This window comes from Micromonospora sp. NPDC050187 (assembly GCF_044459745.1).
Lineage (GTDB): Bacteria > Actinomycetota > Actinomycetes > Mycobacteriales > Micromonosporaceae > Micromonospora.
The window spans coordinates 17,538-41,133 of sequence record NZ_JBITJH010000010.1 but is presented as its reverse complement, the minus strand read 5'-3'; the positions used below and the strand labels follow the sequence as shown (position 1 = coordinate 41,133).

General features: G+C 72.7%; 21 protein-coding genes. 14 read left to right on the top strand and 7 right to left on the bottom strand.

Annotation, left to right across the window (positions count from 1 at the left end):
- Positions 1–7: 7 nt before the first annotated feature.
- Entirely contained in the window at positions 8–925 is a 918-nt protein-coding gene (locus ACIBJE_RS17485) for an aminoglycoside phosphotransferase family protein (protein WP_396749361.1), read from the bottom strand.
- A gap of 100 nt (positions 926–1,025) precedes the next feature.
- Entirely contained in the window at positions 1,026–2,429 is a 1,404-nt protein-coding gene (locus ACIBJE_RS17480) for a PLP-dependent aminotransferase family protein (protein ID WP_396749359.1), read from the bottom strand.
- On the opposite strand from ACIBJE_RS17480, the gene ACIBJE_RS17475 reads away from it, so the two are divergent.
- From ACIBJE_RS17475 to ACIBJE_RS17425, 11 genes are all read left to right on the top strand, one after another.
- Positions 2,428–3,345: a DMT family transporter gene (locus ACIBJE_RS17475; RefSeq protein WP_396749357.1), complete on the top strand. Its 918-nt coding sequence runs from the start codon at positions 2,428–2,430 to the stop codon at positions 3,343–3,345. The genes ACIBJE_RS17480 and ACIBJE_RS17475 overlap by 2 nt on opposite strands.
- Before the next feature lie 100 nt (positions 3,346–3,445).
- Positions 3,446–4,792, top strand: coding sequence for a sensor histidine kinase (locus tag ACIBJE_RS17470; protein ID WP_396749355.1), 1,347 nt, complete (start codon positions 3,446–3,448; stop codon positions 4,790–4,792).
- Entirely contained in the window at positions 4,789–5,454 is a 666-nt protein-coding gene (locus tag ACIBJE_RS17465; protein ID WP_396749352.1) for a response regulator, read from the top strand. The genes ACIBJE_RS17470 and ACIBJE_RS17465 overlap by 4 nt, the downstream gene beginning before the upstream one ends.
- Positions 5,455–5,605: 151 nt before the next feature.
- The gene (locus ACIBJE_RS17460; RefSeq protein ID WP_396749350.1) at positions 5,606–6,394 is read left to right on the top strand and encodes an ABC transporter ATP-binding protein; all 789 of its coding nucleotides are present in this window, start codon (positions 5,606–5,608) and stop codon (positions 6,392–6,394) included.
- A gap of 1 nt (position 6,395) precedes the next feature.
- Positions 6,396–8,873, top strand: coding sequence for an ABC transporter permease (locus ACIBJE_RS17455; protein WP_396749347.1), 2,478 nt, complete (start codon positions 6,396–6,398; stop codon positions 8,871–8,873).
- 272 nt (positions 8,874–9,145) lie between these two features.
- Positions 9,146–9,832, top strand: a complete 687-nt coding sequence (locus tag ACIBJE_RS17450; protein WP_396749345.1) for a hypothetical protein — start codon at positions 9,146–9,148, stop codon at positions 9,830–9,832.
- Between the two features lie 7 nt (positions 9,833–9,839).
- On the top strand, positions 9,840–10,424 hold the full coding sequence (locus ACIBJE_RS17445) for a MauE/DoxX family redox-associated membrane protein (RefSeq protein ID WP_396749342.1): 585 nt from the start codon (positions 9,840–9,842) through the stop codon (positions 10,422–10,424).
- Positions 10,421–10,975 carry a hypothetical protein gene (locus ACIBJE_RS17440; protein WP_396749340.1) on the top strand — a complete coding sequence of 185 codons (555 nt, stop codon included), beginning with the start codon at positions 10,421–10,423 and terminating at the stop codon, positions 10,973–10,975. Before ACIBJE_RS17445 ends, ACIBJE_RS17440 begins: the two co-directional genes overlap by 4 nt.
- The gene (locus ACIBJE_RS17435) at positions 10,972–11,907 is read left to right on the top strand and encodes a peptidoglycan-binding protein (RefSeq protein ID WP_396749338.1); all 936 of its coding nucleotides are present in this window, start codon (positions 10,972–10,974) and stop codon (positions 11,905–11,907) included. Before ACIBJE_RS17440 ends, ACIBJE_RS17435 begins: the two co-directional genes overlap by 4 nt.
- Complete coding sequence (locus ACIBJE_RS17430; RefSeq protein WP_396749337.1) at positions 11,904–12,086, top strand: hypothetical protein; 183 nt, start codon at positions 11,904–11,906, stop codon at positions 12,084–12,086. Before ACIBJE_RS17435 ends, ACIBJE_RS17430 begins: the two co-directional genes overlap by 4 nt.
- A 114-nt stretch (positions 12,087–12,200) precedes the next feature.
- A complete protein-coding gene (locus ACIBJE_RS17425; protein ID WP_396749335.1) occupies positions 12,201–12,677 on the top strand; it encodes a hypothetical protein in 477 nt (158 codons plus the stop codon).
- A 178-nt stretch (positions 12,678–12,855) separates the two neighbouring features.
- Here the strand turns inward: ACIBJE_RS17425 and ACIBJE_RS17420 are convergent, their stop codons facing one another.
- The 3 genes from ACIBJE_RS17420 to gdhA form a co-directional block, all read right to left on the bottom strand.
- On the bottom strand, positions 12,856–14,046 hold the full coding sequence (locus tag ACIBJE_RS17420; protein WP_396749332.1) for a hypothetical protein: 1,191 nt from the start codon (positions 14,044–14,046) through the stop codon (positions 12,856–12,858).
- Positions 14,047–14,281: 235 nt separating this feature from the next.
- A complete protein-coding gene (locus tag ACIBJE_RS17415; RefSeq protein WP_396749329.1) occupies positions 14,282–15,946 on the bottom strand; it encodes a right-handed parallel beta-helix repeat-containing protein in 1,665 nt (554 codons plus the stop codon).
- A 148-nt stretch (positions 15,947–16,094) separates the two neighbouring features.
- On the bottom strand, positions 16,095–17,438 hold the full coding sequence (gene gdhA / locus ACIBJE_RS17410; RefSeq protein WP_396749326.1) for an NADP-specific glutamate dehydrogenase: 1,344 nt from the start codon (positions 17,436–17,438) through the stop codon (positions 16,095–16,097).
- Positions 17,439–18,020: 582 nt separating this feature from the next.
- Between gdhA and ACIBJE_RS17405 the strand changes: the two genes are divergently transcribed.
- Genes ACIBJE_RS17405 through ACIBJE_RS17395 form a run of 3 tightly spaced genes read left to right on the top strand, consistent with a single transcriptional unit; the run spans position 18,021 to position 21,222 of the window.
- Positions 18,021–18,968, top strand: a complete 948-nt coding sequence (locus tag ACIBJE_RS17405) for a carbohydrate ABC transporter permease (protein WP_396749324.1) — start codon at positions 18,021–18,023, stop codon at positions 18,966–18,968.
- Entirely contained in the window at positions 18,965–19,798 is an 834-nt protein-coding gene (locus ACIBJE_RS17400; RefSeq protein ID WP_396749321.1) for a carbohydrate ABC transporter permease, read from the top strand. Before ACIBJE_RS17405 ends, ACIBJE_RS17400 begins: the two co-directional genes overlap by 4 nt.
- Positions 19,799–19,818: 20 nt before the next feature.
- Positions 19,819–21,222, top strand: coding sequence for an ABC transporter substrate-binding protein (locus tag ACIBJE_RS17395; RefSeq protein ID WP_396749319.1), 1,404 nt, complete (start codon positions 19,819–19,821; stop codon positions 21,220–21,222).
- A 169-nt stretch (positions 21,223–21,391) separates the two neighbouring features.
- Here ACIBJE_RS17395 and ACIBJE_RS17390 read toward each other — a convergent pair whose 3' ends face one another.
- On the bottom strand, positions 21,392–22,243 hold the full coding sequence (locus tag ACIBJE_RS17390) for an alpha/beta fold hydrolase (RefSeq protein ID WP_396749317.1): 852 nt from the start codon (positions 22,241–22,243) through the stop codon (positions 21,392–21,394).
- 105 nt (positions 22,244–22,348) lie between these two features.
- The gene (locus ACIBJE_RS17385) at positions 22,349–23,590 is read right to left on the bottom strand and encodes a hypothetical protein (protein WP_396749314.1); all 1,242 of its coding nucleotides are present in this window, start codon (positions 23,588–23,590) and stop codon (positions 22,349–22,351) included.
- Between the last annotated feature and the right edge of the window lie 6 nt (positions 23,591–23,596).

Below are 23,596 nucleotides of genomic sequence, written 5' to 3'. Positions count from 1 at the left end.
AGCCGGGCTACGGCCGACCGTCCAGAAACATCCGCAGCCGGACCACGGTCTGCCGGTCGTCCCCGGGGACGTGCCCGTTGACGGCACGGCAGACCCAACCGAGGCGCAGCGCCACCCGGACCGCGGCCACCAGGTCACCGGCGAAGCGTTCGGCGTACGGCCGGAGGTAGGCGTCCCGGAACGGCGCGATGTCGACCGAGTCCTGAACGTCCTCCAGGCCCCACGCCACCCCACCCTCCAGGGTGACGGAGAGGCTGAAGAAGGGGTGCGACACGCAGGCGTCGCCCCAGTCCATCACCAGGTGGCGGCCGTCGCGCACGAAGACCTGGGCGTCGTGCAGATCGTCGTGCTGGAGCAGCTCCGGCAACCCGTAGCCGGCGAGTTCGTCGCACAGGTCAGCCACCATCGGCACCGCGTCGTGGAAGCGCCGGTCCGCGCCGACCTCGTCGAGCAGCCTCGCGTACGCCTTGGGCAGGGTGGCCAGGCGCAGGTCGGGCACCCCGAGCGCGAGCAGGTCGTCGACCTCGTCCGCGAGGTCCAACTGGACGCCGGCGTAGAGCGGCAGGACGGCGTGCCACCGGTCCAGGCTCTGCTCGCGCTGCGTAACCACCCGCAGCGTCTCCCCCGCGTCCGGCATCAGCATCCAACCGGTCGCGGTGTCGGCCGCCAGCAGCGGCGGCACTACGTCGGGACGGCGGGCGGCGATCCGCTGCACGAGGGCGGCCTCGTGCCGCAGCGACTCGCTGTTGGCCTTGAACCAGACGTCACCCTGATCCGTCGGTACGCGCAGCACGGTCGACCACGGGTAGACGTGCGGCTGGGCGGCGGAGCCCCGCCGCGTCACGCCCAGTTCCCCGAGCCGATCGTCGATCCACTTCCCCACCTCGGCCAGCCACACCGGGTCGCGCCACCGCCTGTCGTCCACGGGCCGATGCTAGTGAGCCGTCCGCGCCGGGCGGCACTCCTTTTTCCGCCCTGAGCACCGGGCCGGGCAGCCTCGGCCGTCGCGCGGTGGCCCACGCCGGCTAGGGTGCCGTTCCTTTGCGGAGGGCACGGGCGAGGCGACGGACGGCCTCGTCCATGAGGTCGGGTGGGGCGGCGGCGTAGGTCAGGCGCAGGTGCGGGGCCGGGGGTTCGGCGGCGTACCAGGGACGACCGGGGAAGACGACGACACCTTCGGCGGCTGCGGCGGCGGCCAGCGCGACGTCGTCGGTCCCCTCGGGCAGGCGGACCCAGAGGTGCAGGCCACCGCGCGGGACCGGCTGCCCGACGACGTCCGGGAGGTGCCGGCGGAGCGCGCTCAGGAGCGCCTCACGGCGGGTCCGTAACGCGGTCCGCAGGGCACGGCGGTGACGTGCCCAGGCCGGGGCGGTGACGAGTTCCAGTGTGGCCTGTTGCAGCGGACCGGCGACGAAGAAGTCGTCGAGCAGTCGGGCCGCACGCAGCCGGGCGCCGGCCGGGCCGCGCGCGCCGATCGCCGCGACGCGCAGCCCGGGAGCCGCCGACTTGGTCAGTGAGCGCAGGTAGACGACGTGTCCGTCGGCGTCGTCGGCGGCCAGTGGGGGTGGTGGCTCCCCGTCGATGGTGAGGTCCCGGGCGTAGTCGTCCTCGATCAGGAACGCGCCGGCCTCGCGTAGGGCCTCGGCGACCCGGGTGCGACGGTGACCCGCCAGTGTGGCGCCGTGCGGGTTGGCATGGAGCGGCTGGCAGTAGAACAGCCGGGCACCGGTGCGGGCGAAGGCCGCGGCGAGGTGGTCGGGTCGTACGCCGTCGGCGTCGGCGGGCACGGGCACCACCCGCAGTCCGGCCGCCTGGGCGGCGGCCAGCGCGCCCAGGTAGGTCGGCGACTCGACGAGCAGGGTGTCGCCGGGGGCGGTGAGGGCGCGCAGCGCCGTCGACAGCGCGGCCTGCCCGCCGGGACAGATCACCATGTCGTCGGCGCGTAACCCGGCCCCGGCCTCGCGGGCGAACCAGGCGCGCAGGTCCGCACGCCCCTCGGCCGGTCCGCGCTGCCAGGACGCGGGCTGCCGGGCGGCGCGGGTGAGCGCGGCACCGAGCGCGGCGGCAGGTTGCAGATCCGCGTCCAGGTAGCCGCCGGACAGCGGGATCGCCCCCGCTGGCGGTAACGCCAGTAACGCCTGCATGTGCTCCTCGCCGGGCCGGCGAGGGCCGAGCGTCACGGTCTGCCAGGACAGGTCCGGGACGCGCCGCTCGTCCGGCGGGGTGGCCACGAAGGTGCCCCGGCCGGACCGCGCCTCGATCAGCCCCTCCGCGACCAGATGCCGGATCGCCTCAGCGACGGTCACCGGCGACGCCTGGTGCCGGGCGGTCAACTGGCGCACCGACGGCAGGCGGTCGCCCGGGCCCGCAGCAGCCACCAGCCCACGCAGATCTTGGACAACGCGGTCGGCAGCGCTACCGTGATTCATGAAGCACCAGAGTAGCGCTACGCTCGCCACCACGGTAACACCGGATCGGCTGGTCGGTCTCCTCCTCGGCACGCTGGGCGTGCTCGCCTTCAGCATGTCGCTACCGGCCACCCGCGTCGCCGTGCAGCACCTCGACCCGTGGTTCGTCGCGTTCGGTCGGTCCGCCGGCGCGGCGCTGCTGGCCTGGGCGTACCTGCGGTTCACCGGCGCGGCCCGACCGACCCGCGGGCAGTGGCGGCGGCTGTCGATCGTCGCCCTCGGCGTGGTGGTCGGCTTCCCGCTCTTCACCTCGTTGGCGCTTGTCACCCAGACCGCCGCGCACGGCGCGGTCGTCATCACCGTGCTGCCCGCCATGACCGCCGTGTTCGCGGTGTCCCGGGCCGGTGAGCGTCCACCGCCGCTGTTCTGGGTCGCGAGCGCCGGTGGGCTGGTGGCGGTCCTCGCCTTCCTCGGTGCCAGCGGCGCGGTCCACGGTGCGCTGTCCCCGGCCGACCTGTTCCTGCTCGCGGCGGTCGTGCTCTGCGGCCTCGGGTACGCCGAGGGCGGCGCGCTCGCCCGGGAACTGGGCGGCGCCCGGACGATCTGCTGGGCGTTGCTGCTCTCGCTGCCGGTCACCGTGCCCGTCACGGTCGTCGCCGCCGTGACCAGCCCTCCGTCCGCCGACGCCGCCGCCTGGTCGGCTTTCGGTTACCTCACCGCGATCTCCATGTTCCTGGGCTTCTTCGCCTGGTACGCGGGCCTGGCCCGGGGCGGGGTCGCGCAGGTCGGCCAGGTCCAGCTCGCGCAGCCGGTGCTCACCCTGCTCTGGTCGGTGCTGCTGCTCGGCGAGACCGTCACCCCGGCCTCGGTCGCGGCGGCGCTGGTGGTGCTGGCCTGCGTCGTACTGATCCAACGCACCCGCGACCGGGCGCGGTGACGGGTACGGGGACACCCGCAACCGACCGCAGGGGGACCGGGGTCACGGGATGCGCCCGCCCGCCGTCCGGGGACCGGGACGACTCGTACGCTGGACGACGATGACACGGAGGATCCTGGGGCGGCCGGTGCGCAGCGTCGTCTTCGACGTGGCCGTCGCGGGCGTGGTGGCGCTCCTCGCGGTCGCCGCCGCACCCACGGCGGGCGGCTGGGGGGCTGGCGTCGTCGGCCTGGCGATGGCGGTGGTCCTGGTGTGGCGTCGGGTCCGGCCTGTCGCGGTCACCGCCGTGGTGGCGGTGCTGGCGTTCAGCCAGGTCGTGTACGGCTGGGGGCCGATGCCGTACGACGTGGCGGTGCTGGTCGCCCTGTACAGCGTGGTCAAGTACGCCGACCGGCTGCGCGACGGGATCGTCGCCGGGATCGTCGCGGCGGTCGGGGTGGTCCTCGCCGCCGTGCAGACCCCGTCGCAGGTCGCCTGGTACTTCTCGGCCATCTACTACGGGCTGGTCACCGGGGCGGTGTGGCTGGTGGCGCTGAACGTGCGCACCCGGCGGCTGTACGTGCTGAGCCTGGAGGAGCGGGCGGCGACCCTGGAGCGGGAACGGGAGGCCGAGGCGCGGGCTGCGGTGGCCGAGGAACGCACCCGGATCGCCCGCGAGCTGCACGACGTGGTGGCGCACAGCATGGCCGTCATGATCGTCCAAGCGGACGGGGCCCGATTCATGATCGACCAGAGTCCGGAGACCGCCCGCAACGCGGTCCGGATCGTGGCGGACACCGGCCGGCAGGCGCTGGAGGACATGCGTCGCCTGGTGGGCGTCCTGCGCGAGCCGGACCCGGCCGGGCCGGCGGCCGGTGTCGAGGCCGGGTCGGGAGCCGCTGTCGGGCCGGGTGCCGGCGCGGTCGCCGGGGCCGGGACCGGCCGCGCGGTTGGCACCGGACCGGGCGGGCGGGCCGGCGACGGAGACCGGGCGGGGGCGGCCGGCGGGCCGAATCCCGCGGGACTGGCCGACGAGCCGGCGCACCGGCGGCCGTCGGTGGCCGAACTGCCGGCCCTGCTGGACCGGTTCCGCGCCGCCGGGCTGCGGGTGCGGTTCGCGGTCGCCGGCACGTCCGGGACGCTGCCGCAGGCCCTGGAACTGACCGTGTACCGGCTGGTGCAGGAGGCGCTGACCAACGCCCTCAAACACGCCGGGGTCGGCGCCACCGTGGAGGTCACCCTCGAACACGCCGTGGACGCCGTCGTGCTCGACGTGGTCGACGACGGGCGGGGCCGTCCGGCGGTCACCCCGGCGCCGTCCGGTGGGCACGGCCTGGTCGGCATGCGCGAGCGGGTGTCGGTGTACGACGGCAGCCTCACCGCCGGGCCCCGGCTGGCCGGGGGGTGGCAGGTGCGGGTGCGGCTACCGCTACCGTCGACCCCGGCGACGGAGGTGATCACGGTTTGACGGTCCGGGTGGTGATCGTGGACGACCAGGCGCTGGTCCGTGCCGGGTTCCGGATGGTGCTGGACTCCCAGCCCGACCTGGAGGTGGTCGGCGAGGCGATCGACGGTGCGGACGCGCTGCGGGTGCTGTCCCGCGTCGAGGCGGACGTGGTGGTGATGGACGTGCGGATGCCGACCATGGACGGGGTGGAGGCCACCCGGCGGCTCTGCGCCGACCGCCCGGCCGGGGCGCCCCGGGTGCTGGTGCTGACCACCTTCGACACCGAGGCCGACGCGTTCGCCGCGCTGCGCGCCGGGGCCAGCGGCTTCCTGCTCAAGAACGTCCCGCCGGAGGAACTGCTCACCGCGATCCGGGTGGTGGCCCAGGGCGACTCGGTGGTCGCCCCGTCGATCACGCGGCGGCTGCTCGACCGGTTCGCCGGGCAGCTCGGCGTCGGCCCCGCCGAGGATCCCCGGCTCGCCCAGCTCACCGAGCGGGAACGGGAGATCCTGCTGCTGGTGGCGCAGGGCCTGTCGAACGCGGAGATCGCCAGCCGGGTGCACGTGGCCGAGGCGACGGTGAAGACGCACGTCGGCCGAATCCTGGCCAAGCTCCAGCTCCGCGACCGGGTGCAGGCGGTGGTGCTGGCGTACGAGAGCGGTCTGGTCACCCCCGGCGGCTGATCCGGCGTACGACCTGAGTCGTACGGCCCCTCCGGGCAGGGGCGACCCGGGGCGTACCGGAGTCGAGCGTACGGGTTGATCTCGGTGGGCGGGTGCCGGCCATAGCGTCGGAGACGTCCGAGAGACCTTCCATCCGTACGGGGAGCACCACGTGTCCGTCGCACCACCCGTCCACGCCGCCGCCGGGGTCGCCGTCACCGCCCGGGGCCTGGCCAAGCGCTACGGCAGCGGCCATGCCGCCGTCGTCGCCCTCGACGGCGTCGACGTCGACTTCGCCGCCGGCCGGTTCACCGCGATCATGGGACCGTCCGGTTCCGGCAAGTCGACGCTGATGCACTGCCTGGCCGGCCTGGACCGGCCCTCCGCCGGGTCGGTCCGCATCGGCGACGCCGAGCTGGCCAGCCTGGACGACCGCCGGCTCACCCTGCTGCGCCGCGACCGGGTCGGCTTCGTGTTCCAGAAGTTCAACCTGCTGCCGGCGCTCACCGCCGAGGAGAACGTCGTGCTGCCGCTGGCCATCGCCGGCCGGCGCCCCGACCCGGCCTGGCTGCGGCAGGTGGTCGCGGCGGTCGGGCTGACCGAACGGCTGCGGCACCGCCCGGCCGAACTCTCCGGCGGCCAGCAGCAGCGGGTGGCGGTGGCCCGCGCCCTGATCACCAAGCCCTGGGTGATCTTCGCCGACGAGCCCACCGGCAACCTGGACTCCCGGGCCGGCGCGGAGGTGCTGCGGCTGCTGCGCGAGGCGGTGGACACCCTCGGGCAGACGGTGGTGATGGTTACCCACGACCCGGTCGCCGCCGCCCACGCCGACCGGGTGGTCTTCCTCGCCGACGGCCGGCTGGTGCGGGAGCTGACCGCGCCGACCGCCGAGCGGGTCCTCGACGCGCTGGCCCACCTCGACCCGGCCACCGCCCCGGCCGGCGACGTGCGGGGGTGGTGACGTGTTCCGCCTGACCCTGCGCTCGCTGCGCGCCGAGGCACTGCGGATGCTGCTCTCCGCCCTGGCCGTGGTGCTCGGCGTGGCCTTCATCGCCGGGACGTTGATCTTCATTGACGGCATGCGCGCCGGCACGTACGAGCGGGCCGGCACCTTCGACCGGCACACCGACGTCGGCGTCTACGCCGAGCAGGACCCGATCCCGGCCGCCCTGGTCGAGAAGGTCCGCGCCGTCGAGGGTGTGCGCGCGGCCGAGGGGGAGCTGACCGGCACGGCCGGGGTGGTCGGCGCCGACGGCCGCCCGGTGCTGGGCTTCGGTTTCCTCGCCGCCGTGCCCACCGACCCGGCCCTCCAGTCGTACGACGTGGTGGCCGGCCGGCTCCCGGCGCGCCCCGGCGAGGTGGTGCTCGACGAGGGCACCGTCGCCGACGAGGGGTTCACCCTCGGCGCGCCGGTGCGCGTCGGCGGTGCCAGCGGGGCCGCGCGCGCGTACACGCTGGTCGGCACGGTCGACGTGGCGGACACGGCGCGGGACATCGGCGGGCCGTTCATCGGTCTGGTCGGCGCCGACGCGCTCGCCGTCACCGACGTGGGCGGGTACGGCCGGATCATGGTGGCGGCCGAGCCGGGCGTCGCCGACACCGTCCTGGCCGACCGGATCGCCGAGGTGGCCGGCACCGGCACCACGGTGCGCAGCCGCGAACAGATCCTCGACGCCGCCGTCGCCGACGCCGTCCGCGACCTGCGTCAGTTCAACCTGGTGCTGCTGACCTTCGCCGGGGTGGCGGTGGTGGTGGCCGCGTTCGTGATCGCCAACACCTTCACCATCGTGCTCGCCCAGCGCGCCCGCCGCACCGCGCTGCTGCGCCTGGTCGGCGCCACCCGGGGTCAGGTGTTCCGGGCGACCCTGCTGGAGTCGGCGCTGGTCGGGCTGGCCGCCTCGGCGATCGGCGTGCTGGTCGGCGCCGGTCTGGCGGCGGGGATGACCGCGCTGATGGCCTCGCTGGACACCCCACTGTCCGGCACCCTCACCGTGACGCCGGCGACGGTGCTGGGCTGCCTGCTCGCCGGGACCGTGCTCACCGTCGGCGCGGCCTGTGTGCCGGCCTGGCAGGGCACCCGGGTCGCTCCGGTGGCCGCGCTGACCGACGCCGCCGTGCAGGTCACCCGCCCCGCCGGTCGGGTACGCCTGGCGGTCGGCGCGACGGTCCTCGCCGCCGGGGTGGCGGCGCTGGCCGGGGCCGCCTCGGCCGGCCAGGTGCTGCTGGTGGCCCTCGGCGGGGTGCTGAGCTTCCTGGGCATCGTCCTGTTCGGCCCGGTGCTGGTGCCGGCGCTGGTCCGGGTGATCGGCGCACCCGCCCGTCGGGTCTTCGGCACCACCACCGCCCTGGCGGTGGCCAACGCGGTCCGCAACCCCCGGCGGGTCGCCGCCACGGCGACCGCCCTGGTCATCGGGATCGGTCTGGTGACGTCGTTCGTGGTCGGCGCGCAGAGCACCAAGACGGCCATCGAACGCAGCGTGGACACCCAGGTCGGGGTGGACCTCCTGGTCACCGGGATCGGTGGGGACCTGCCCGCCGGGGTGGTCGACGATCTGGCGGCCCGCCCCGAGCTGGGGGTGGTGCACGAGCGGCGCAGCGAGGTGGCCGACGACGTCGAGTTCCGGGCCGCCCACCCGGCGCTGGTCGGTCGGACCCTGACCGGAGTGGACTCCGGGCAGGTCGACCGGCTGGGGCCGGGCCGGGTGCTGGTGCACCGCGAGCTGGCCCGGGAGCGGGGCTGGTCGGCCGGTGACCGGGTCACCCTGGGTGACCGGTCGTTCGAGGTGGCCGCCGTGGTCACCGCCGACCCGTCCGCCGCCGACGGGTCGGTGCCGGCCGGGCACGTGGTCGAGGTGACTTCCGCCGATCTCACCCGTCTCTTCCCCGCCGCCCGGGGCTACCTGGCCGAGGTCGACCCGGCCGAGGGGGTCGACGCGTCCGCCGCACGGGCCGCGGTCGAGTCGGTGCTGGCCCAGTACCCGACGGTGAACCTGATGGACCAGGCGGCGTACAAGCGGATGCTCACCGGCACGGTGGACATGCTGCTCGCCTTCGTGGTGGCCCTGCTCGGCCTGGCTGTGGTGATCGCCCTGGTCGGGGTGGCCAACACGCTGAGCCTGTCGGTGGTGGAGCGGACCCGGGAGAACGCGGTGCTGCGGGCCGTCGGGCTGACCCGGGGCCGGATGCGGGCCATGCTCGCCGCCGAGGCGGTGCTGACCGCCCTGGTCGGCGCGGTGCTCGGGGTGGCCCTGGGCGTCGGGGTGGGCGCGGGGGCGATGGCCTTCCTCGCCGAGCTGGCCGGCGACTTCACCCTGGTGCTGCCGTGGGGGCAGCTCGGCGGCATCCTCGCCGCCGCGGTACTGGCCGCCCTCGCCGCGTCCGTGCTGCCGGCCCGGCGGGCGTTGTCCCGGCCGGTGGTGGAGGCGCTGGGCGCGGAGTGAACGCGCGGGCGGTCGGGGCAGACGCCCCGACCGCCCGCACCGGTCCGGGCCCCGGCGCTCCGGCCCGGTGCGCTCACGTGGGTGCGACGTCGTAGGGGAAGGCGACGTCGACGCAGTGTTCGTCCGGCGCGGCGGTCTCCGTCGGCCGGGGCCCGGTGACGAGTCCGCACGACAGGCGATCTTGTGTAGCATCGATAAATGTGCATATCATGCCGCTGCATGGTCGTCGGATTCGGGCGGAGGTCGGTCGGATGGCAACCGCAGGGGCGCCGGTGACACATCGGGCGGTCGACGGGCATCGTTTCCAGCTCGACGGCGCGCTCGATCTCAGCGCACCGTTCACGTCCGTGGTCGACGTGGCGATCAGCGGCCGGCTGCACGAACTCACGGCCGGCGCGATCGGGCTCGCCGACGACGTGGCCCGAGCGCTCGGCGTCGACCGGTTCGACGAGGAGCTCACCTACCAGGACGGCACGCTGCTGACCGCGCGTACCCGGCCCCACGACCCGCAGATCCGGCTGACCGAGGACCGGCTCGTGGCGGTCTGGCGGGGAAAGCGGCACTCCTTCTTCACCGAGTTGTACGGCGCGACGACCACCCACCTGCTCGGGGTGCTGCGGACCCTGCGCATCGAGGAGCACGACGACGGCCTGACCCTGCGCCCGGCCACGAAGGGCGGCGCGGAGTTCGCCGAACCGGCCACCGTGCTCAAGGAGATCCCCGGACTCGGCCTGCTGGAGGTGGCCCCGCTCACCAAGCAGCGTGCCGAGCAGCTGCCGTCGTGGCGGGGACTCCAGACCCAGGCGGGCGAGCTCTTCCGGGATGCGCTCTCCGACGGGAAGCCCTACTTCGTCCTGGCCACGGCGGACACCTGGCTCAGCCTGGTACCGCTCGCCGACACCGACGTGGAGCAGGTGCCCGCCCTGGTGGACCGGCTCCGCGTGCAGAAGGTTCGGTAGGTCGCCGATGTCCGCACTGCTGGCCGGCGTGGCGGCGTACACCGTGGTGTTCACCATGCTGGCCGCCACCGCCGAGCACCTGTCTCGACCGGCGGCGCTCGGCCGGGCCCTGGCCGCGCACCGGGTGTTCCCGACGCCGGCCCCGGTCGCCGTCCTCGTCATCGTGAGCGAAGGGTTGCTCGCCGGCACCGGGATCGTGGCGCTGCGCGACGACAGCGGCCGGGGCCTGCTCGTCGCGTTCCTGCTCGGCAGTGCCACGCTGCTCGGCCTGTACGCCGGCTACGGCCGCCACGTCATGGCGACCGGGCGCGGCGGGCCGTGCGGGTGCTCCCGGCTGGAACTGCCGATGACCGGATGGGTGGTGGCGCGGGCGGCGATCCTGGCCGGTCTGGCCCTGGTCGGACTCGCCCTGTCCGGCTCGGTCACGCCATGGGGGCGGGCAGATGCCACCCTCGCCGTCGTGCTGCTGGCCGCCGCCACGTTCGCCGCGCTGCTGTGGCATCTGCCTGCCGCGATGACCCACCCGGCCGAGGCAGCGGCGCGGCCGGGCGGGCGGCCCCGGGTCACGACCGAAGGAGACCTGACCGCATGAGCTTCCAGACCAGCGCGCTGATCCTGAGCTGGATCGCGATCCTCCTGCTGGCTCTCGTGGTGTCGGGCCTGGTACGCCAGGTGCACGCGCTGTCGAGCGGGATGGTCCAGCACCCCCCGCAGTCGGTCGGCCTGCGGCCGGGAGCACCGGCTCCCGGATTCGCCCAGTTGGCACCGGCACGTCCGACGGTTCCGCTGGTGCTGCTCTTCCTCGACCCCGAGTGCGGGACCTGCGGCGAGGTGCTGACCGAGGCGACCGGCCGGGTCGATCGCGGTGGCCTGGAGTTCCGGGCCCTCTACCGGGACAGCACCCCGGCACGGGCCGGGGAACTGCCGGTCACCGTACTCGGCGGGCAGGCGGAGCTGTTCGAGCGGTACGACGTCCTCGTCACCCCGTTCGCCACCGTGGTCGACCGCGCCGGGCGGGTGCTCCGCGCCGAACCGATCGGGTCCCGCGCGGCACTGCGCCGCCTGCTCGACGAGATCGACAGCCCACCAACCGCCGTCTCCGCTGCCGCCGTCGCCGACAACCACCAGGGAGGCCGGGCATGACCACTCTCGATGCCGTGCCCGCGTTGCGCGGCACCGACCCCGGGACCGGAGCCGCCGTCCGGCGCCCCCCGTCGCGTTCCGGCGGCCGTACGCGGATCGCCTGGACGCTGTCCCGACGCACCCTGCTGCAGGCCGGCACCGCAGTGGGTATGGCCGCGCTCAGCGTCTTCCCGGCAGCCCGCCGGGCGTACGCCGACGGATACACGATCTACGCCGGGTGCCCCAGCTACGCCAGCGACCACAACTGCTCGCCGGGCTGCGGACCGAGCACGATCTTCGCGGACGCCTGCAACACCAGTGGGACCTACACCGGCTTCCACAAGAACGACGGCGTCACCTGGATCCTGCGTCCGAACGAGTGCTACACCGGGACGTACGACGGCTGGCTGTGGCGCTTCCAGGGGGCGTGCGGCGCGTGCGCGTGCTCGGTCGAGCGCCGGTGCCACGACGGGTTCCGGAAGACCAGTTCGGGATGGGTGAAGGCGATCTGCCGATGGAACACCCAGTGCGGCTGTATGGGCACGGTGAGCTGGCCCACCGTGCGGCGGGGCAACAGCGGGGTCAACATCTACACGGTGCAGCACCTGCTGACCGCCCGGGGCCACGCGACCGACATCGACGGGGTCTTCGGCCCCGACACCGAGGCGAAGGTGAAGAGCTTCCAGACGGCTACCGGCATCGCGGCCACCGGTGTCGTCGACGCCACCACCTGGCCGTCCCTCGTGCTCACGGTCCGTTCCGGAAGCACCGGTCAGGGCGTCCACGCTGTCCAGCGACAGTTCAACAAGCACGGCTACCGGCTCACGGTCGACGGGGCCTTCGGCCCGGCCACCGACGCCGCGGCGCGGGACTTCCAGCGGCAGAACGGGCTCACCGCCGACGGGATCGTCGGGCCGAACACCTGGCGGACCCTCACCGGCGCACCGGTATGACCGGGACGGAACGGACACCGGTCCGGCCCGTCGGGGTGGTCCGCCGGTGGGTCACCGATCCGCTCGTGCCCGCCCTGCTGTTCGCCGTCGGCGTCCTCGGCACGGCCGCGTCCGGGCACGTGCTCACCTGGGCGGTGATCGGCGCGCTCACCGGTTACACGCTCTCCGGCTCGGTTTGAACGCACAACAGCGCGTACGCGCTGGCCTCGCCCGGGTGGCGGGATCGAGATCGGCAGGGTGTCCTGCTCGCCCTGTTCACCACCGGACTGGTCGCCGGTGGTCTGCTCAGCGCGGTGGCGCTGGGGTTGCTCTCCGGGCTGTCCGCTCCCCTGCCCCCGTCGGTGCGGTACGCGGGCATCGTGGTGGTGGCGGTGGTGGGGCTGCTCCGTGAACTCGGCCTGGTGCGGATCCGGCTGCCGCAGAACGCCCGTCAGGTGCCGCAGGACGTCCTCCAGCGCAACCCACGGCGCGGGGCGCTGCAGTTCGGCTTCGAGATGGGCACCGGGGTCCGCACCTACGTCTCGTCGAGCGCTCCGTACGTGCTGGCCGCCGCGCTCCTCCTCGTCGGCCAGCGCCTGGAGGTCGTGGTGCTCGCCGGGGTCGGATTCGGCGTCGGGCGCGCGTTCACCCCGCTGACCCGCCGCGCCGCCGGCAGCGGCGACCGGTGGGACGCGGACCTGCGGGTACGGCTCCGGACGATCACCGTCACCGGGAGCGTCGTGCTGGTGGTCGCCTTCGGCCTGCTGGCCGTCCGGCACTGGTGGCCGTGACCGCGCGGGGCGGGTGACCCGCAGGCGGTGCACGGAGCCGGCGTCGCGCCCCGCCTGGCACAGTCGCCGCCATCGACGCCCCCGCTCTGGTGCTGGTACTGCGCTACCGCAAGGCGGTCACGTACGGATTCCACGTGCTCGGCGTGCCGGCCGGGTCATCCGGCAGCAGCGGGTGGGATCACACCGTCCCGACGGGACGCTGGTGCGCCCCGGTGATGTCGGTGCCGACGATGTGGGGCGTCGAGCCCGTGACGAACAACCGGTAGCCGTCGTGGTAGCCGACGTAGGAGCCACGCTGGTGATGGGTGACGGTCAGTTTCAGTCGCGTGCCGGCCGCCACCTGGACCTGGATCGTGTCGGCCAGCTCGACGGAGTCCGACACGGCGAGCACCCGCCCGGTGTCGTCGGTCAGGCGCAGGTCGAAGTCGTCGACGAGCGCGGTCCCGCGAGCCGCGCCGCTCGGGTAGTTCAGCCGGTTCCCCGCAGCGGTGTTCACGTACGCCGACAGGGTCGCGAGGTCGTAGCGCATCCACATCGGCACGACGTTGATGGTCACCCACTGGGTGTGGCGGGAGGTGAACGAGTACTCGACCGCGCTGCCGGGGGCCAGGGAGCTGCGCTCCACCATGAACGAGGTGTCGTTGTCGTATCCGAGGTTGCGGGCGTACTGGTCGCCGTAGGACTCGTACAGCTCGTACCGGCGGGTGGACGACCCGTACGGCACGTCCACGTTCCGCTGCACCGACCCGCCGCTGCTGACGTACGCGCCGTTGGCGTTCTGCCCGAAGCCGTGCGCGCCGACCGGACCGAGTGGACCCAGCGGGCCGAGCGCGCCGAGTGGGCCCACCGGGCCCAGCGCGCCCCACACCCCGCCCGCCTGCAACTGCTTGCTGAAGTCGCCGAGGCCGGGCAGCGTCTGATGGTACGCCTGCGGGGATAGCGGGCCTCCGGGGCCGAGCGGTCCCCACTCGCTCATCGGGCCGCCGTACCAGCCGAGCATGGTGGCCCAGTCGTCCCAGACCGTTCCGGTGATCCAGTTCGAGGGGTGCCAGACGGCGTCGCCGATCGGGCCGGCGACCCCGAGTGGTCCCCAGGGGCCGATCAGCCCGTAGTAGCCCAACGGACCCATCGGTTTGAGGTAGTCGGCGGCGAGCAACGGGTCTCCCGGGTAGGTGGTCTGCACCGCCGGGCTGACCGTGGACAGCTCGCCGTGCAGCGCCTCCACCGAGGTCGCCGACACGTACCCGGGTGTGACGGCCTGCGCGGGAGTCGCCATCGTGACCACGGTCGCCGCCGCCACGAGCACCGCGGCGAGGCGACGCCACCGGGCGGAGGTCGCCGGGCGAGGTGGTACCGCAGTCGTCCGCATGAATCGTCCGCCCTTCACGTCACCGGCCGTGAATCCGCCCGGCGCTCGCCGCCGACCCGGCCGCGCACCGCACCTGACCCGTCAGCCGGAATGCTAGGTGCGGGGAGGGCCCGGACAGCGGCAGGCCGGATGTCCTGTGCCGACCGTCACGCTGTCCACTCTGCCGGACGACCGACGGGTCGGGAGGGATCGGCAGACCCGGACCGGTGACCGGGGTGCCGCGCGGGGAGCGACGTCACGGGCCGCTGTGGTTGTTCCGCCAGTGGCCCCCGAGCGCGGGGGTGTCGGCCTGGATGGGGGTGCGGTTGCCGTCGAGGTCGTTCTCGACGACCCGGCAGTTGAGGCAGTTGCCCCGGTCGGTGATCCAGAGGCCGTGGGTCTGGGTGCCGGGGCCGTTGTCACGGATCAGGTTGCCGCGAATGGTGACCGAGTCGACGGTGGCATTGATCGTGATTCCGGAGCGGTTCGGGGGCGGGGCCGGCAGTTCGTACGCGGTGCCGGGCGCTGGTGTGTCGGCCGACCAGGCGCTGGAGGCACCGGGACGGATGGCGGCGAGGGTGAGGGTGTTCTCGTCGTTGGCCGCCACGACGGCGTAGCGGTCGCCCACGCGGAGCACCTTGCCACGGTGTCCGTCCTCCAGCCAGGCGGCCTGGTGGTCGACGAGGGTGGTGTCGCTGTAGCCGACGGACTCGCCGCCACCGGTGGCGGCGGGGGCGCGCTGCCGGCCGTTGTTGCGGATCCGGTTGTTGATGACGACGGTGTCGCGCAGCGGGCGGTCGAAGCGGAGCCCGTCGAGGCTGTTGCCCCAGATGTCGTTGCTCTCGATGACGATCTCCTCGGCGGCGGTGCCGTCACTGCCGCCCAGGTCCTGGTGGTGGTAGCCGTAGCGGCCGTTGCCGGTGATCCGGTTGCCCCGCACGGTGTAGGGGCCACGGGTGTTGCCGATACTGACGCCGTCGCGCAGGTTGCCGTCGATGACGCAGTCGGTGAGCAACCCACCCCTGCCGGGGATACCACTGGTGCCCTTGGCGGACACCTGGAAGCCGGCCTCGAGGTTCCCGGTCATCGTGCATCCGGTGACGATGAGTCCGTCGGCACCCCAGTCGGCGATGCCGAACCGGTTGCCCTGGGCATGGCAGTTGACGATTCGGATCCCACGCGGCTGGGGTTTGTCCGGGTACTGCATCTCCAGGAAGATCCCGTTGGTGGCGTTGCCCACGGCGCTGCAGTTGACGATGGTCAACCGCTCCACCGCACCCCACGCGCCGATGCCGACGCCGATGCCGGCACCGCCCATCTCCAGGCCGTTGTCCATCCGGCCGCACCCGACCACCCGTACCGCCTCGACCAGCGTGTCCTGGAGGAAGTCGCAGCCGAAACCGGTGGCCGCGGTGTGGTGGATGAACAGGTTGCGGAACAGCCCGCCGATCACGTACTGCAATCCGATCCCCTTGGCCAGGGGGTTGTAGTCGGCCGACGCCACGCCCGACCCGTCGATCTCCAGGTCGGCGAAGGTGCAGTACGCGAGGTGCCGGTCGGGGCTCGCGCCGTGCAACTGAGTGGTGTGGAAGGCCAGCGGTACGGGCTCGGCCCGGTTGCCCTCGTTGCTCAGCATGAAGCGGGTGGCACCCGGTCCCGCCCCCACCAACGAGACTCCGCTGCGCCAGACGGTACCGGCGTCGCGGATCGCGTACACACCGGGCGGGCAGTAGATGATCCGGGCCTGCCCGTCCGCGACGAACGCGTCACCCAGCCGGTTCACGAGGGCGGCGAGCGCCGGCTGGTCGTTCGTCCTGCCGTCCCCGGTCAACCCGTGGTCCCGGGCGTCGCACAGCAACGGTGTCCCCGCCACCCCGTACGGGGGTGCCCCCGCGACGGTCGACGGCGTCTGGCGCGGCACCGGACTTCCCTCCTGTCTGGCGCCCGGAACTCCTCGGCCCGCCCCTGAACCCCTGGCCTGACGCTACGGTGGCTCTGTCGCACGAGGGGGCGGAACGGTGGAAATCGGCCGCCGCCTCGCGGCCCGGACTCCGCACGGGCGGCCTGGTTCAGATGAGCCCGTGGGCGAGCATCGCCTCGGCGACCCCGCGGAAACCGTCGATGTTCGCTCCGACCGCGTAGTTGCCGGGCATGCCGTACTCCTCGGCGGTGGCATGGCAGCGAGCGTGGATGTCGCGCATGATCTCCCGCAGCCGCTGTTCGGAGTACGCGAACGTCCACGAGTCACGGCTGGCGTTCTGCTGCATCTCCAGCGCGCTGGCGGCGACACCGCCGGCGTTGGCGGCCTTGCCCGGCGCGAACCGGACACCGGCCTCGGCGAAGGAACGGATCGCCTGCGGGCTGGTCGGCATGTTCGCGCCCTCCGCGACGATCATGCAGCCACCCTTGATGAGCGCGCTGGCATCGTCCTCGGTGATCTCGTTCTGCGTCGCGCACGGCACGGCGACCTGGCACGGCACCTCCCAGACCGTCCGGCCGGCGACGAAGGAGGCGTGGGGCCGGTCCACGACGTACGCGTCGATGCGGGCCCGCCGAACCTCCTTGAGGTCCTTGAGCAGTTCGACGTCGATGCCCTTGTCGTCACGGACGTAGCCGGAGGAGTCCGAACAGGCGACGACGATGCCGCCGAGTTGATGCACCTTCTCGATGGCGTAGATCGCCACGTTGCCCGACCCGGACACCACCACCCGCTTGCCGTCGAAGCTGTCGCCGGCGGCGCGCAGCATCTCCTCGGCGAAGAACACGGTGCCGTAACCGGTCGCCTCCCGGCGTACCTGAGCGCCGCCGTAGCTGAGTCCCTTCCCGGTCAGGACGCCGGACTCGTACCGGTTCGTGATCCGCTTGTACTGGCCGAAGAGGTAGCCGATCTCCCGACTGCCGACGCCGATGTCGCCGGCGGGCACGTCGGTGTACTCGCCGAGGTGTCGGTACAGCTCGGTCATGAACGACTGGCAGAACCGCATCACCTCCCGATCCGAGCGGCCCTTCGGATCGAAGTCCGATCCTCCCTTGCCGCCACCGATCGGCATACCGGTCAGGGCGTTCTTGAAGATCTGCTCGAAACCGAGGAACTTCACGATGCCCAGGTACACCGACGGGTGGAAGCGCAGGCCACCCTTGTAGGGGCCGAGCGCGCTGTTGAACTCCACCCGGAACCCTCGGTTGATGTGCACCACGCCACGATCGTCCTCCCACGGAACCCGGAAGATGATCTGCCGTTCCGGCTCACAGATCCGCTCGATGATCTTCGCGTCGACGTACTCGGGGTGCCTGGCCAGGGCGGGAACCACGCTGTCGAGCACCTCACGCACCGCCTGGTGGAACTCCGCCTCACCGGGATTGCGCCGCACCACGTCGGCGAAAATCGTCTCGATCTTGTCTGGTGAAGTCACGAGGGTCCTCCCGGATACGTGGCTGGTTCGTCACCCGCCGACAGCACTGTCGCCAGTAGCGTCGCCCACACCGCTGTGGACCTGCTCGACCACGTTCGACCGGCCGGCAGGACGGGGCCGGTGACCGACAGCCACGTCTGGGCGCGTCCCCACGAGGCGACGCTCCCGCCCAGAGCCTACGACACCAGACGGCTGCGGCGGGTGCCCGTGTGATCCACCCACGGTGAGATCCCGATGCCCATCACGAGACCGGAGACCGGCCCGGTCCCGAGCCGCCGCCCGGCCGGAGATACCACGGTCCGGCCACGACGTCTGCCAGATGACGCCAGATCACAACAGGTCCGGGCCATGGATGCGCTGAACCGACCGCAGCACCCGGATCAACCTCTCGCGTACGTCAATGTCGCGGGCGCGTCGCCGGCGTCGGACCACCTGTCCAGGCCATCGACCAGCGTTTTCGCCACCTGAACTCCGGAAACGCGACGGACGGTCCACCGGAACCCGGAACATGAAGGTTGCTGTCAGGTAACGCAGAGGTGTCTGGAGCATTTCTTCAACCAGAACCGTTGGTAGGGTGCGGCGGTGCCTCCCCCCTCGGTTGCCGAAGACGCCGGGACCACGGTGGCCACGACCGCCGGTCCCCCCGCGTCCGGGCGGCCGCGTGGCGAGCGTGGCCTCTCCTGGTTACTGCTCCTGCCATCGGTCGCGGTCTTCGCCCTGTTCATCTTCTGGCCCCTCGGCCGAACCTTCTACCTGTCCACACACGGCAATGACATCTTCGGCGCACCGAGCGCCTACATCGGCTTCGCCCACTACGCCGAGATGCTGTCCGGCGAATTCCTCGGAGTGCTCGCCACCACCGCGATCTTCACCCTGATCAGCGTCCTCCCGGCGGTGTTCGGCGCGCTGCTGGTGGTCCTGCTGCTGGAATCGCGGATCCGGGGCGTACGGGCGTTGCGTACCGCCTTCGCCCTGCCGTTCGCGTTCTCGGTGGCCACCGCGTCCGTGGTCTTCGCCGTGATCTACAACCCGGCCATCGGCATCGCCAACGGGCTGCTCGGCGCGGTCGGCGTCGACCGGGTCAACTGGCTCACCGACCCGTCCATCGCCCTGCCCGCGGTCGGCGTCGCCACCGTCTGGATGAACCTCGGCTACAACGTGCTGGTGCTCTCCGCCGGAGTGGCGGCCATCCCGCAGGAGGTGGTCGAGGCGGCCCGGCTCGACGGCGCGACCGGCTGGCGGCTCGCCCGGAGCGTCACCATCCCGCTGCTCTCCCCACAGCTGTTCTTCCTCGTCGTGGTCTCCACCATCCACGCGCTGCAGAGCTTCGGCCAGATCCACATTCTCACCAAGGGCGGGCCGGACGACGCCACCACCACCCTGGTCTATTCCATCTACGAGAAGGCGTTCGCGTTCGGCTCCGCCGACTTCGGTGCGGCGAGCGCCCAGGCGGTCGTCCTGCTGCTGATCATGTTGATCTGCACGGGCATCCAGTTCGGCATCCTGGAACGGCGGGTGCACTACCGATGAACCGACGCGTCTCCCCCGGCCGCATCGCCGTCTACGTCGTACTCGGGCTGGCGCTGATCCCGGTGCTGTTCCCGGTCTACTACGCGTTCGCGGGTGCCGTAATGGGCCCCGGCGATCTGGCCACCTATCCCCCGGCGCTGGTGCCGGGCGCCCTGCACTGGCAGAACGTCGGCGACGTGTTCGACGCCGTGCCGCTCGGCCGGTTCTACGTCAACTCCGCCGTGCAGGCCGGTGTGATCACCCTCGCCCAGGTGGTGACCAGCATCCTCGCCGCGTACGCCTTCGCGTTCCTGCGGATGCCGGCGAAGGCGGCGACCTTCGCCCTCTTCCTGGCCACGCTGATGGTGCCGTGGGAGAGCATCATCATCCCCAACTACCTGGCCATCTCGGACTGGGGGCTGACCCGGGGTGGACTGACCTACCTCGGACTGGTCCTGCCCTTCCTCGCCTCGGCGTTCGGCACGTTCCTGCTGCGCCAGGCGTTCCTCCAGTTCCCTGGTGAGCTACGCGACGCGGCGGTGATCGACGGTTGCGGGCACTGGCGGCTGCTCTGGCGGGTGGTCGTGCCCCTGTCCAAGCCGTCCATCGCGGCGGTCGGGGTGTACGTCTTCCTCTCCGCCTGGAACCAGTACTTCTGGCCGCTGATCCTCATCCGGGACCCCGAGTACCAGACCCTCCAGATCGGGATCTCCCAGCTCAACGACGCCGAGGCAGCCCAGCCGGGGCTGATCCTGGCCGGTGTCGCGCTCTCCCTGCTCCCCACCCTGGCCGTCGTGATCTTCGGCCAGCGGTACATCGTCCGTGGTCTCACCGCGGGCGCACTGCGTTGAACCCCCACCGAGGAGAGGCAATGGCACTTCCCCGACCACGCCGTACCGGCGCAGTCATCCTCGCCCTGATCACCGCCGCCGCGCTGGTCGGCGGCTGCGGCTCCGACTCCGGCGGCGACTCGTCCGACGCCCTGGACGCGCCGGGCGCCGAGGCGCTCGAGAGCGCCGACGGGAAGACGACGGTCGAGTTCTGGCATTCGATGAAGGGCGCGAACGCCACCGCCGTGGACAAGCTGGTCGCCGACTTCAACGCCGCCAACGGCGGCAAGGTCGAGGTCAAGCCGGTCTTCCAGGGCAGCTACGACGAGACCATCGCGAAGTACAAGGCGTCGGTGCAGCAGAAGAGCACCCCGGCCCTGATCCAGGTGTACGACATCGGCACCCGCTTCATGGTCGACTCGAAGCAGGTCGTCCCGGTGCACCGGTTCATCGAGAAGGACAAGTTCGACGCCGCCGAGATCGAACCGAACATCGCCAGCTACTACTCGGTCGAGGGCAAGCTCTGGTCGATGCCGTTCAACACCTCCACTCCCCTGCTGTACCTCAACAAGGAGGCGTTCGAGTCCGCCAAGCTCGACCCGAACCGGCCGCCGAAGACCCTGGCCGAGCTGGGCGAGCTGGCCAAGAAACTCACCGTGAAGGACGCCAGCGGCAAGACCACCCGGTACGGCTTCGGCGCGGCCATCTACGGCTGGCTGCTCGAGCAGCTCCTCGCCACCGACGGCAAGGAGTACTGCGACAACGGCAACGGACGCCAGAAGCTCGCCACCCGGGTGCAGTTCGACCAGCCGGCGGCGGTGCAGGTCGCCCAGTGGTGGGCGGACCTGGTCCGCGACGGGTACGCCACGAACACCGGCCGGAAGACCGACGACGCCCAGGCGGCCTTCAAGGCCGGTACGGTCGCCATGCACCTGGAGTCGACCAGCGTGCTGCGCGGCTACGTGGACGCGGCGGCGGGCCGGTTCACCGTCCTCACCGCGCCGTACCCGAAGGTGTCGGACTCCTCCACCGGCGGGCCGATCATCGGCGGCGCGTCGCTCTGGATCAGCGGGGTCGGCCACAGCGCCGCCGAGAAGCGGGCCGCCTGGGAGTTCGCGAAGTTCTCCGCCGGCGCCACCCCGCAGGCGCAGTGGCACACCGGCACCGGCTACGTGCCGATCAACGTGCGGGCCCTGGACCAGGTCGACAAGGCCTGGGTGGCGAAGTACCCGCAGTTCCGTACCGCCGTGGACCAGTTGCACGCGCTGCCGCCATCCGTCGCCTCGGCCGGCTGCCTGCTTGGCGTAATGCCGCAGGCGCGTAAGGCCGCCGAGGACGGGTTGGAGGCGGCCATCGTCGGCACCAAGCCCGCCGAGCAGGCCATGAAGGACGCCGCCGCGAGCGTCCAGGCGGCGATCGAGAGCTACAACACGTCGGTGAGCTGACCGACGGTCCCGCCGGCCCACCGCACCCCGGTGGGGGGGGGGGGGCCGGGGGGGGGGGGGGCCCCCCCCCGGGGGGGGGCCCCCCCCCCCCCCCCCCCCGCCCCCCCGGGGGGGGGGGCCGCGCCCCACGACGCTGGCGCGCCGGGGCTCCGACCCCTTCGCGACCGGGTCAGGCGTGGGCCATGGCCCGGGTGCCGATGAACTCGATCATGGCTCGGTTGACCTCGTCGGCGTTGGTCCACGGGATGCCGTGCGGCGCGCCGCGCAACGTGACCAGGTCGCTGTCCGACAGCATCGGCGCCAGCCGCTGGCCGGTGGCCGGGAACGGCAGCACGGCGTCCGCGTCGCCCTGCACGATCAGCACCGGTACGTCGATCCGGGGCAGGTCGGCGCGGAAGTCGGTCAGCCAGGCGTCCACGCAGTCCAGGGTGCCCTTCGCCGACGCCTGCGCGCCGATGTGCCAGTGCGCCCGGTACGCCTCCTCGCTGACCAGCCGGCCCTTGTTCTCCCTGTAGTTGAAGAAGTTGTCGCAGAAGCTGGTCAGGAACGCGAACCGGTCGGCCGCGATCGCCTGCTTGAAGCCGTCGAAGAGCTTCTGCTCGACACCCTCGGGGTTGTCCGCCGTCTTCAACAGGAACGGTGCGAGCGGGGCCAGCAGCACCGCCCGGCTCACCCGGCCCGACCCGTACGCGCCGAGGTAGCGGGTGACCTCGCCGGTGCCCATCGAGTGCCCCACCAGCACCGCGTCCCGCAGGTCGAGCTGGTCCATCAGCATCTTCAGGTCGGCGGCGAACGTGTCGTAGTCGTACCCGAAGGTGGGCTGGCCGGAGTTGCCGAAACCCCGCCGGTCGTACGTGATCACGCGGTAGCCGGCGTTCAGCAGGGCGATGGTCTGCTTCTCCCAGGTCGCGCCGTTGAACGGGAAGCCGTGGATGAGCACCACCGGTTGCCCGGTGCCGTGGTCCTCGTAGTAGATGTCGATGGGCCCGGAGTTCTCCGAGCCGACGGTGATGAAGGGCATGCGGCCTCCCCGAGACGTGACGGTCCGACGTCGGCGTCTTCCCGTACCGTCCGGGGTTATGCCCGTCCGGGTGGCGCTCCCGCCGAACCGGCGTACCTGGCTCCCTCAGAGCGGGTACGGCAGGTCGACGATCCGGTCGTCGGTGACGTCCGTCGCCGGGGCCCAGGTCTCGTAGACGCCCCGCTCGTGGCACTGCGCGCCGGTGGCCGCCACCGCCTCCGGACCCGGCCGGCACAGCCGCAGCCGCAGCCAGCCCGTCTCCTCCCGCAGCACCACGCAGTCCGCGCCGCGCCAGTGGGCGTACCGCAGCCGCCGGGCGACCGACTCCACCGGGTAGCGGGCGGTCCGGGTCAACGCCTGCACCCGGAACCCGCCGGGCAGGTCGGCCACCGCCTCGTACTCGTTTCCGGCGTAGCCGCCGACCAACCGGGTCGACGCAGCCGGCTCGGCGATCGGCACGTACTCCTGTTCGGAGGAGAGGCCGGGCACCGTGGCGAGCAGGTGCCGCCAGCGCGGCCCGACCATCCGCAGCCAGCCCCGCTGCTCCGCCTGGTAGGCGTAGAGCACCACCTCGACGCCCTCCGCCGGGTAGGCGACCAGGGTGGCGTTCGCCGGCATCGGCAGGTCGGCGAAGTCGCGGGTGACGAACTCCGGGACCACCTGCGTGCTGCTCGGCGCGAACCCGGTGCCGAGCACCGCCGCGCCGACCCGGTCCCCGGACGCCAGCTCCACCAGTCCCCGGTGCGCCTCGCCGATGGGAATGTCGTAGTCGGCCGGGTCGACGGCCCGCCAGCGCAACGCGTACACCACGTCCTGGGCGGGACCGCCGTCGGTGCGCAGCACCGCCAGCGCCGACGGGGTACGCAGGTGCGCCACGTCGTGCTCCCGGTGGCAGAAGCCGTGCGGCAGCAGGCCCCGTACGTGTCCGGCGAGCTGCCGGGCGGAGAGCACCTTCACCATCCGGGTGCCCCGACGGACGACGGCCGAGGCGCGCAGCGTGGCGAGCACCGGGTCCCCGGCGGCGGCCGGCTGCTGGGTGAGTTCCTGGACCTGCGACCAGGTCCGGTCCCGATGCAACGGCACCAGCAGCGGCGCGTCCGGTTCCTCGTCCGCCGGCCCCGGTCCGTCGTACACCGCGGTCACCTCGGTCGCGTGGACGAAGCGTCGCCACGGCAGGGGCGCGCCGGGGCGGGGTGCCCACTCGAAGCCGGGCAGCTCCATCCCGCTGAAGATCTCGTACGCGGCCCCCCGGGCGATCACCTCCGCCGGGTACGCCGTCCCCCGGTAGGTCACGCGCGGCCCGACCCGGGGCGGGGCGGCGTCGCCGGTCTGGGTGGGGACACTCACCGGCCG

What these genes read in the sequence shown, in the direction of transcription:
- ACIBJE_RS17475 (WP_396749357.1), top strand. Translation starts at nt 2,428, where the DNA reads ATGAAGCACCAGAGTAGCGCTACGCTCGCCACCACGGTAACACCGGAT.
- ACIBJE_RS17480 (WP_396749359.1), bottom strand. Translation starts at nt 2,429, where the DNA reads ATGAATCACGGTAGCGCTGCCGACCGCGTTGTCCAAGATCTGCGTGGG.
- ACIBJE_RS17470 (WP_396749355.1), top strand. Translation starts at nt 3,446, where the DNA reads ATGACACGGAGGATCCTGGGGCGGCCGGTGCGCAGCGTCGTCTTCGAC.
- ACIBJE_RS17445 (WP_396749342.1), top strand. Translation starts at nt 9,840, where the DNA reads ATGTCCGCACTGCTGGCCGGCGTGGCGGCGTACACCGTGGTGTTCACC.
- ACIBJE_RS17440 (WP_396749340.1), top strand. Translation starts at nt 10,421, where the DNA reads ATGAGCTTCCAGACCAGCGCGCTGATCCTGAGCTGGATCGCGATCCTC.
- ACIBJE_RS17435 (WP_396749338.1), top strand. Translation starts at nt 10,972, where the DNA reads ATGACCACTCTCGATGCCGTGCCCGCGTTGCGCGGCACCGACCCCGGG.
- ACIBJE_RS17430 (WP_396749337.1), top strand. Translation starts at nt 11,904, where the DNA reads ATGACCGGGACGGAACGGACACCGGTCCGGCCCGTCGGGGTGGTCCGC.
- ACIBJE_RS17420 (WP_396749332.1), bottom strand. Translation starts at nt 14,046, where the DNA reads ATGCGGACGACTGCGGTACCACCTCGCCCGGCGACCTCCGCCCGGTGG.
- ACIBJE_RS17400 (WP_396749321.1), top strand. Translation starts at nt 18,965, where the DNA reads ATGAACCGACGCGTCTCCCCCGGCCGCATCGCCGTCTACGTCGTACTC.
- ACIBJE_RS17395 (WP_396749319.1), top strand. Translation starts at nt 19,819, where the DNA reads ATGGCACTTCCCCGACCACGCCGTACCGGCGCAGTCATCCTCGCCCTG.
- ACIBJE_RS17390 (WP_396749317.1), bottom strand. Translation starts at nt 22,243, where the DNA reads ATGCCCTTCATCACCGTCGGCTCGGAGAACTCCGGGCCCATCGACATC.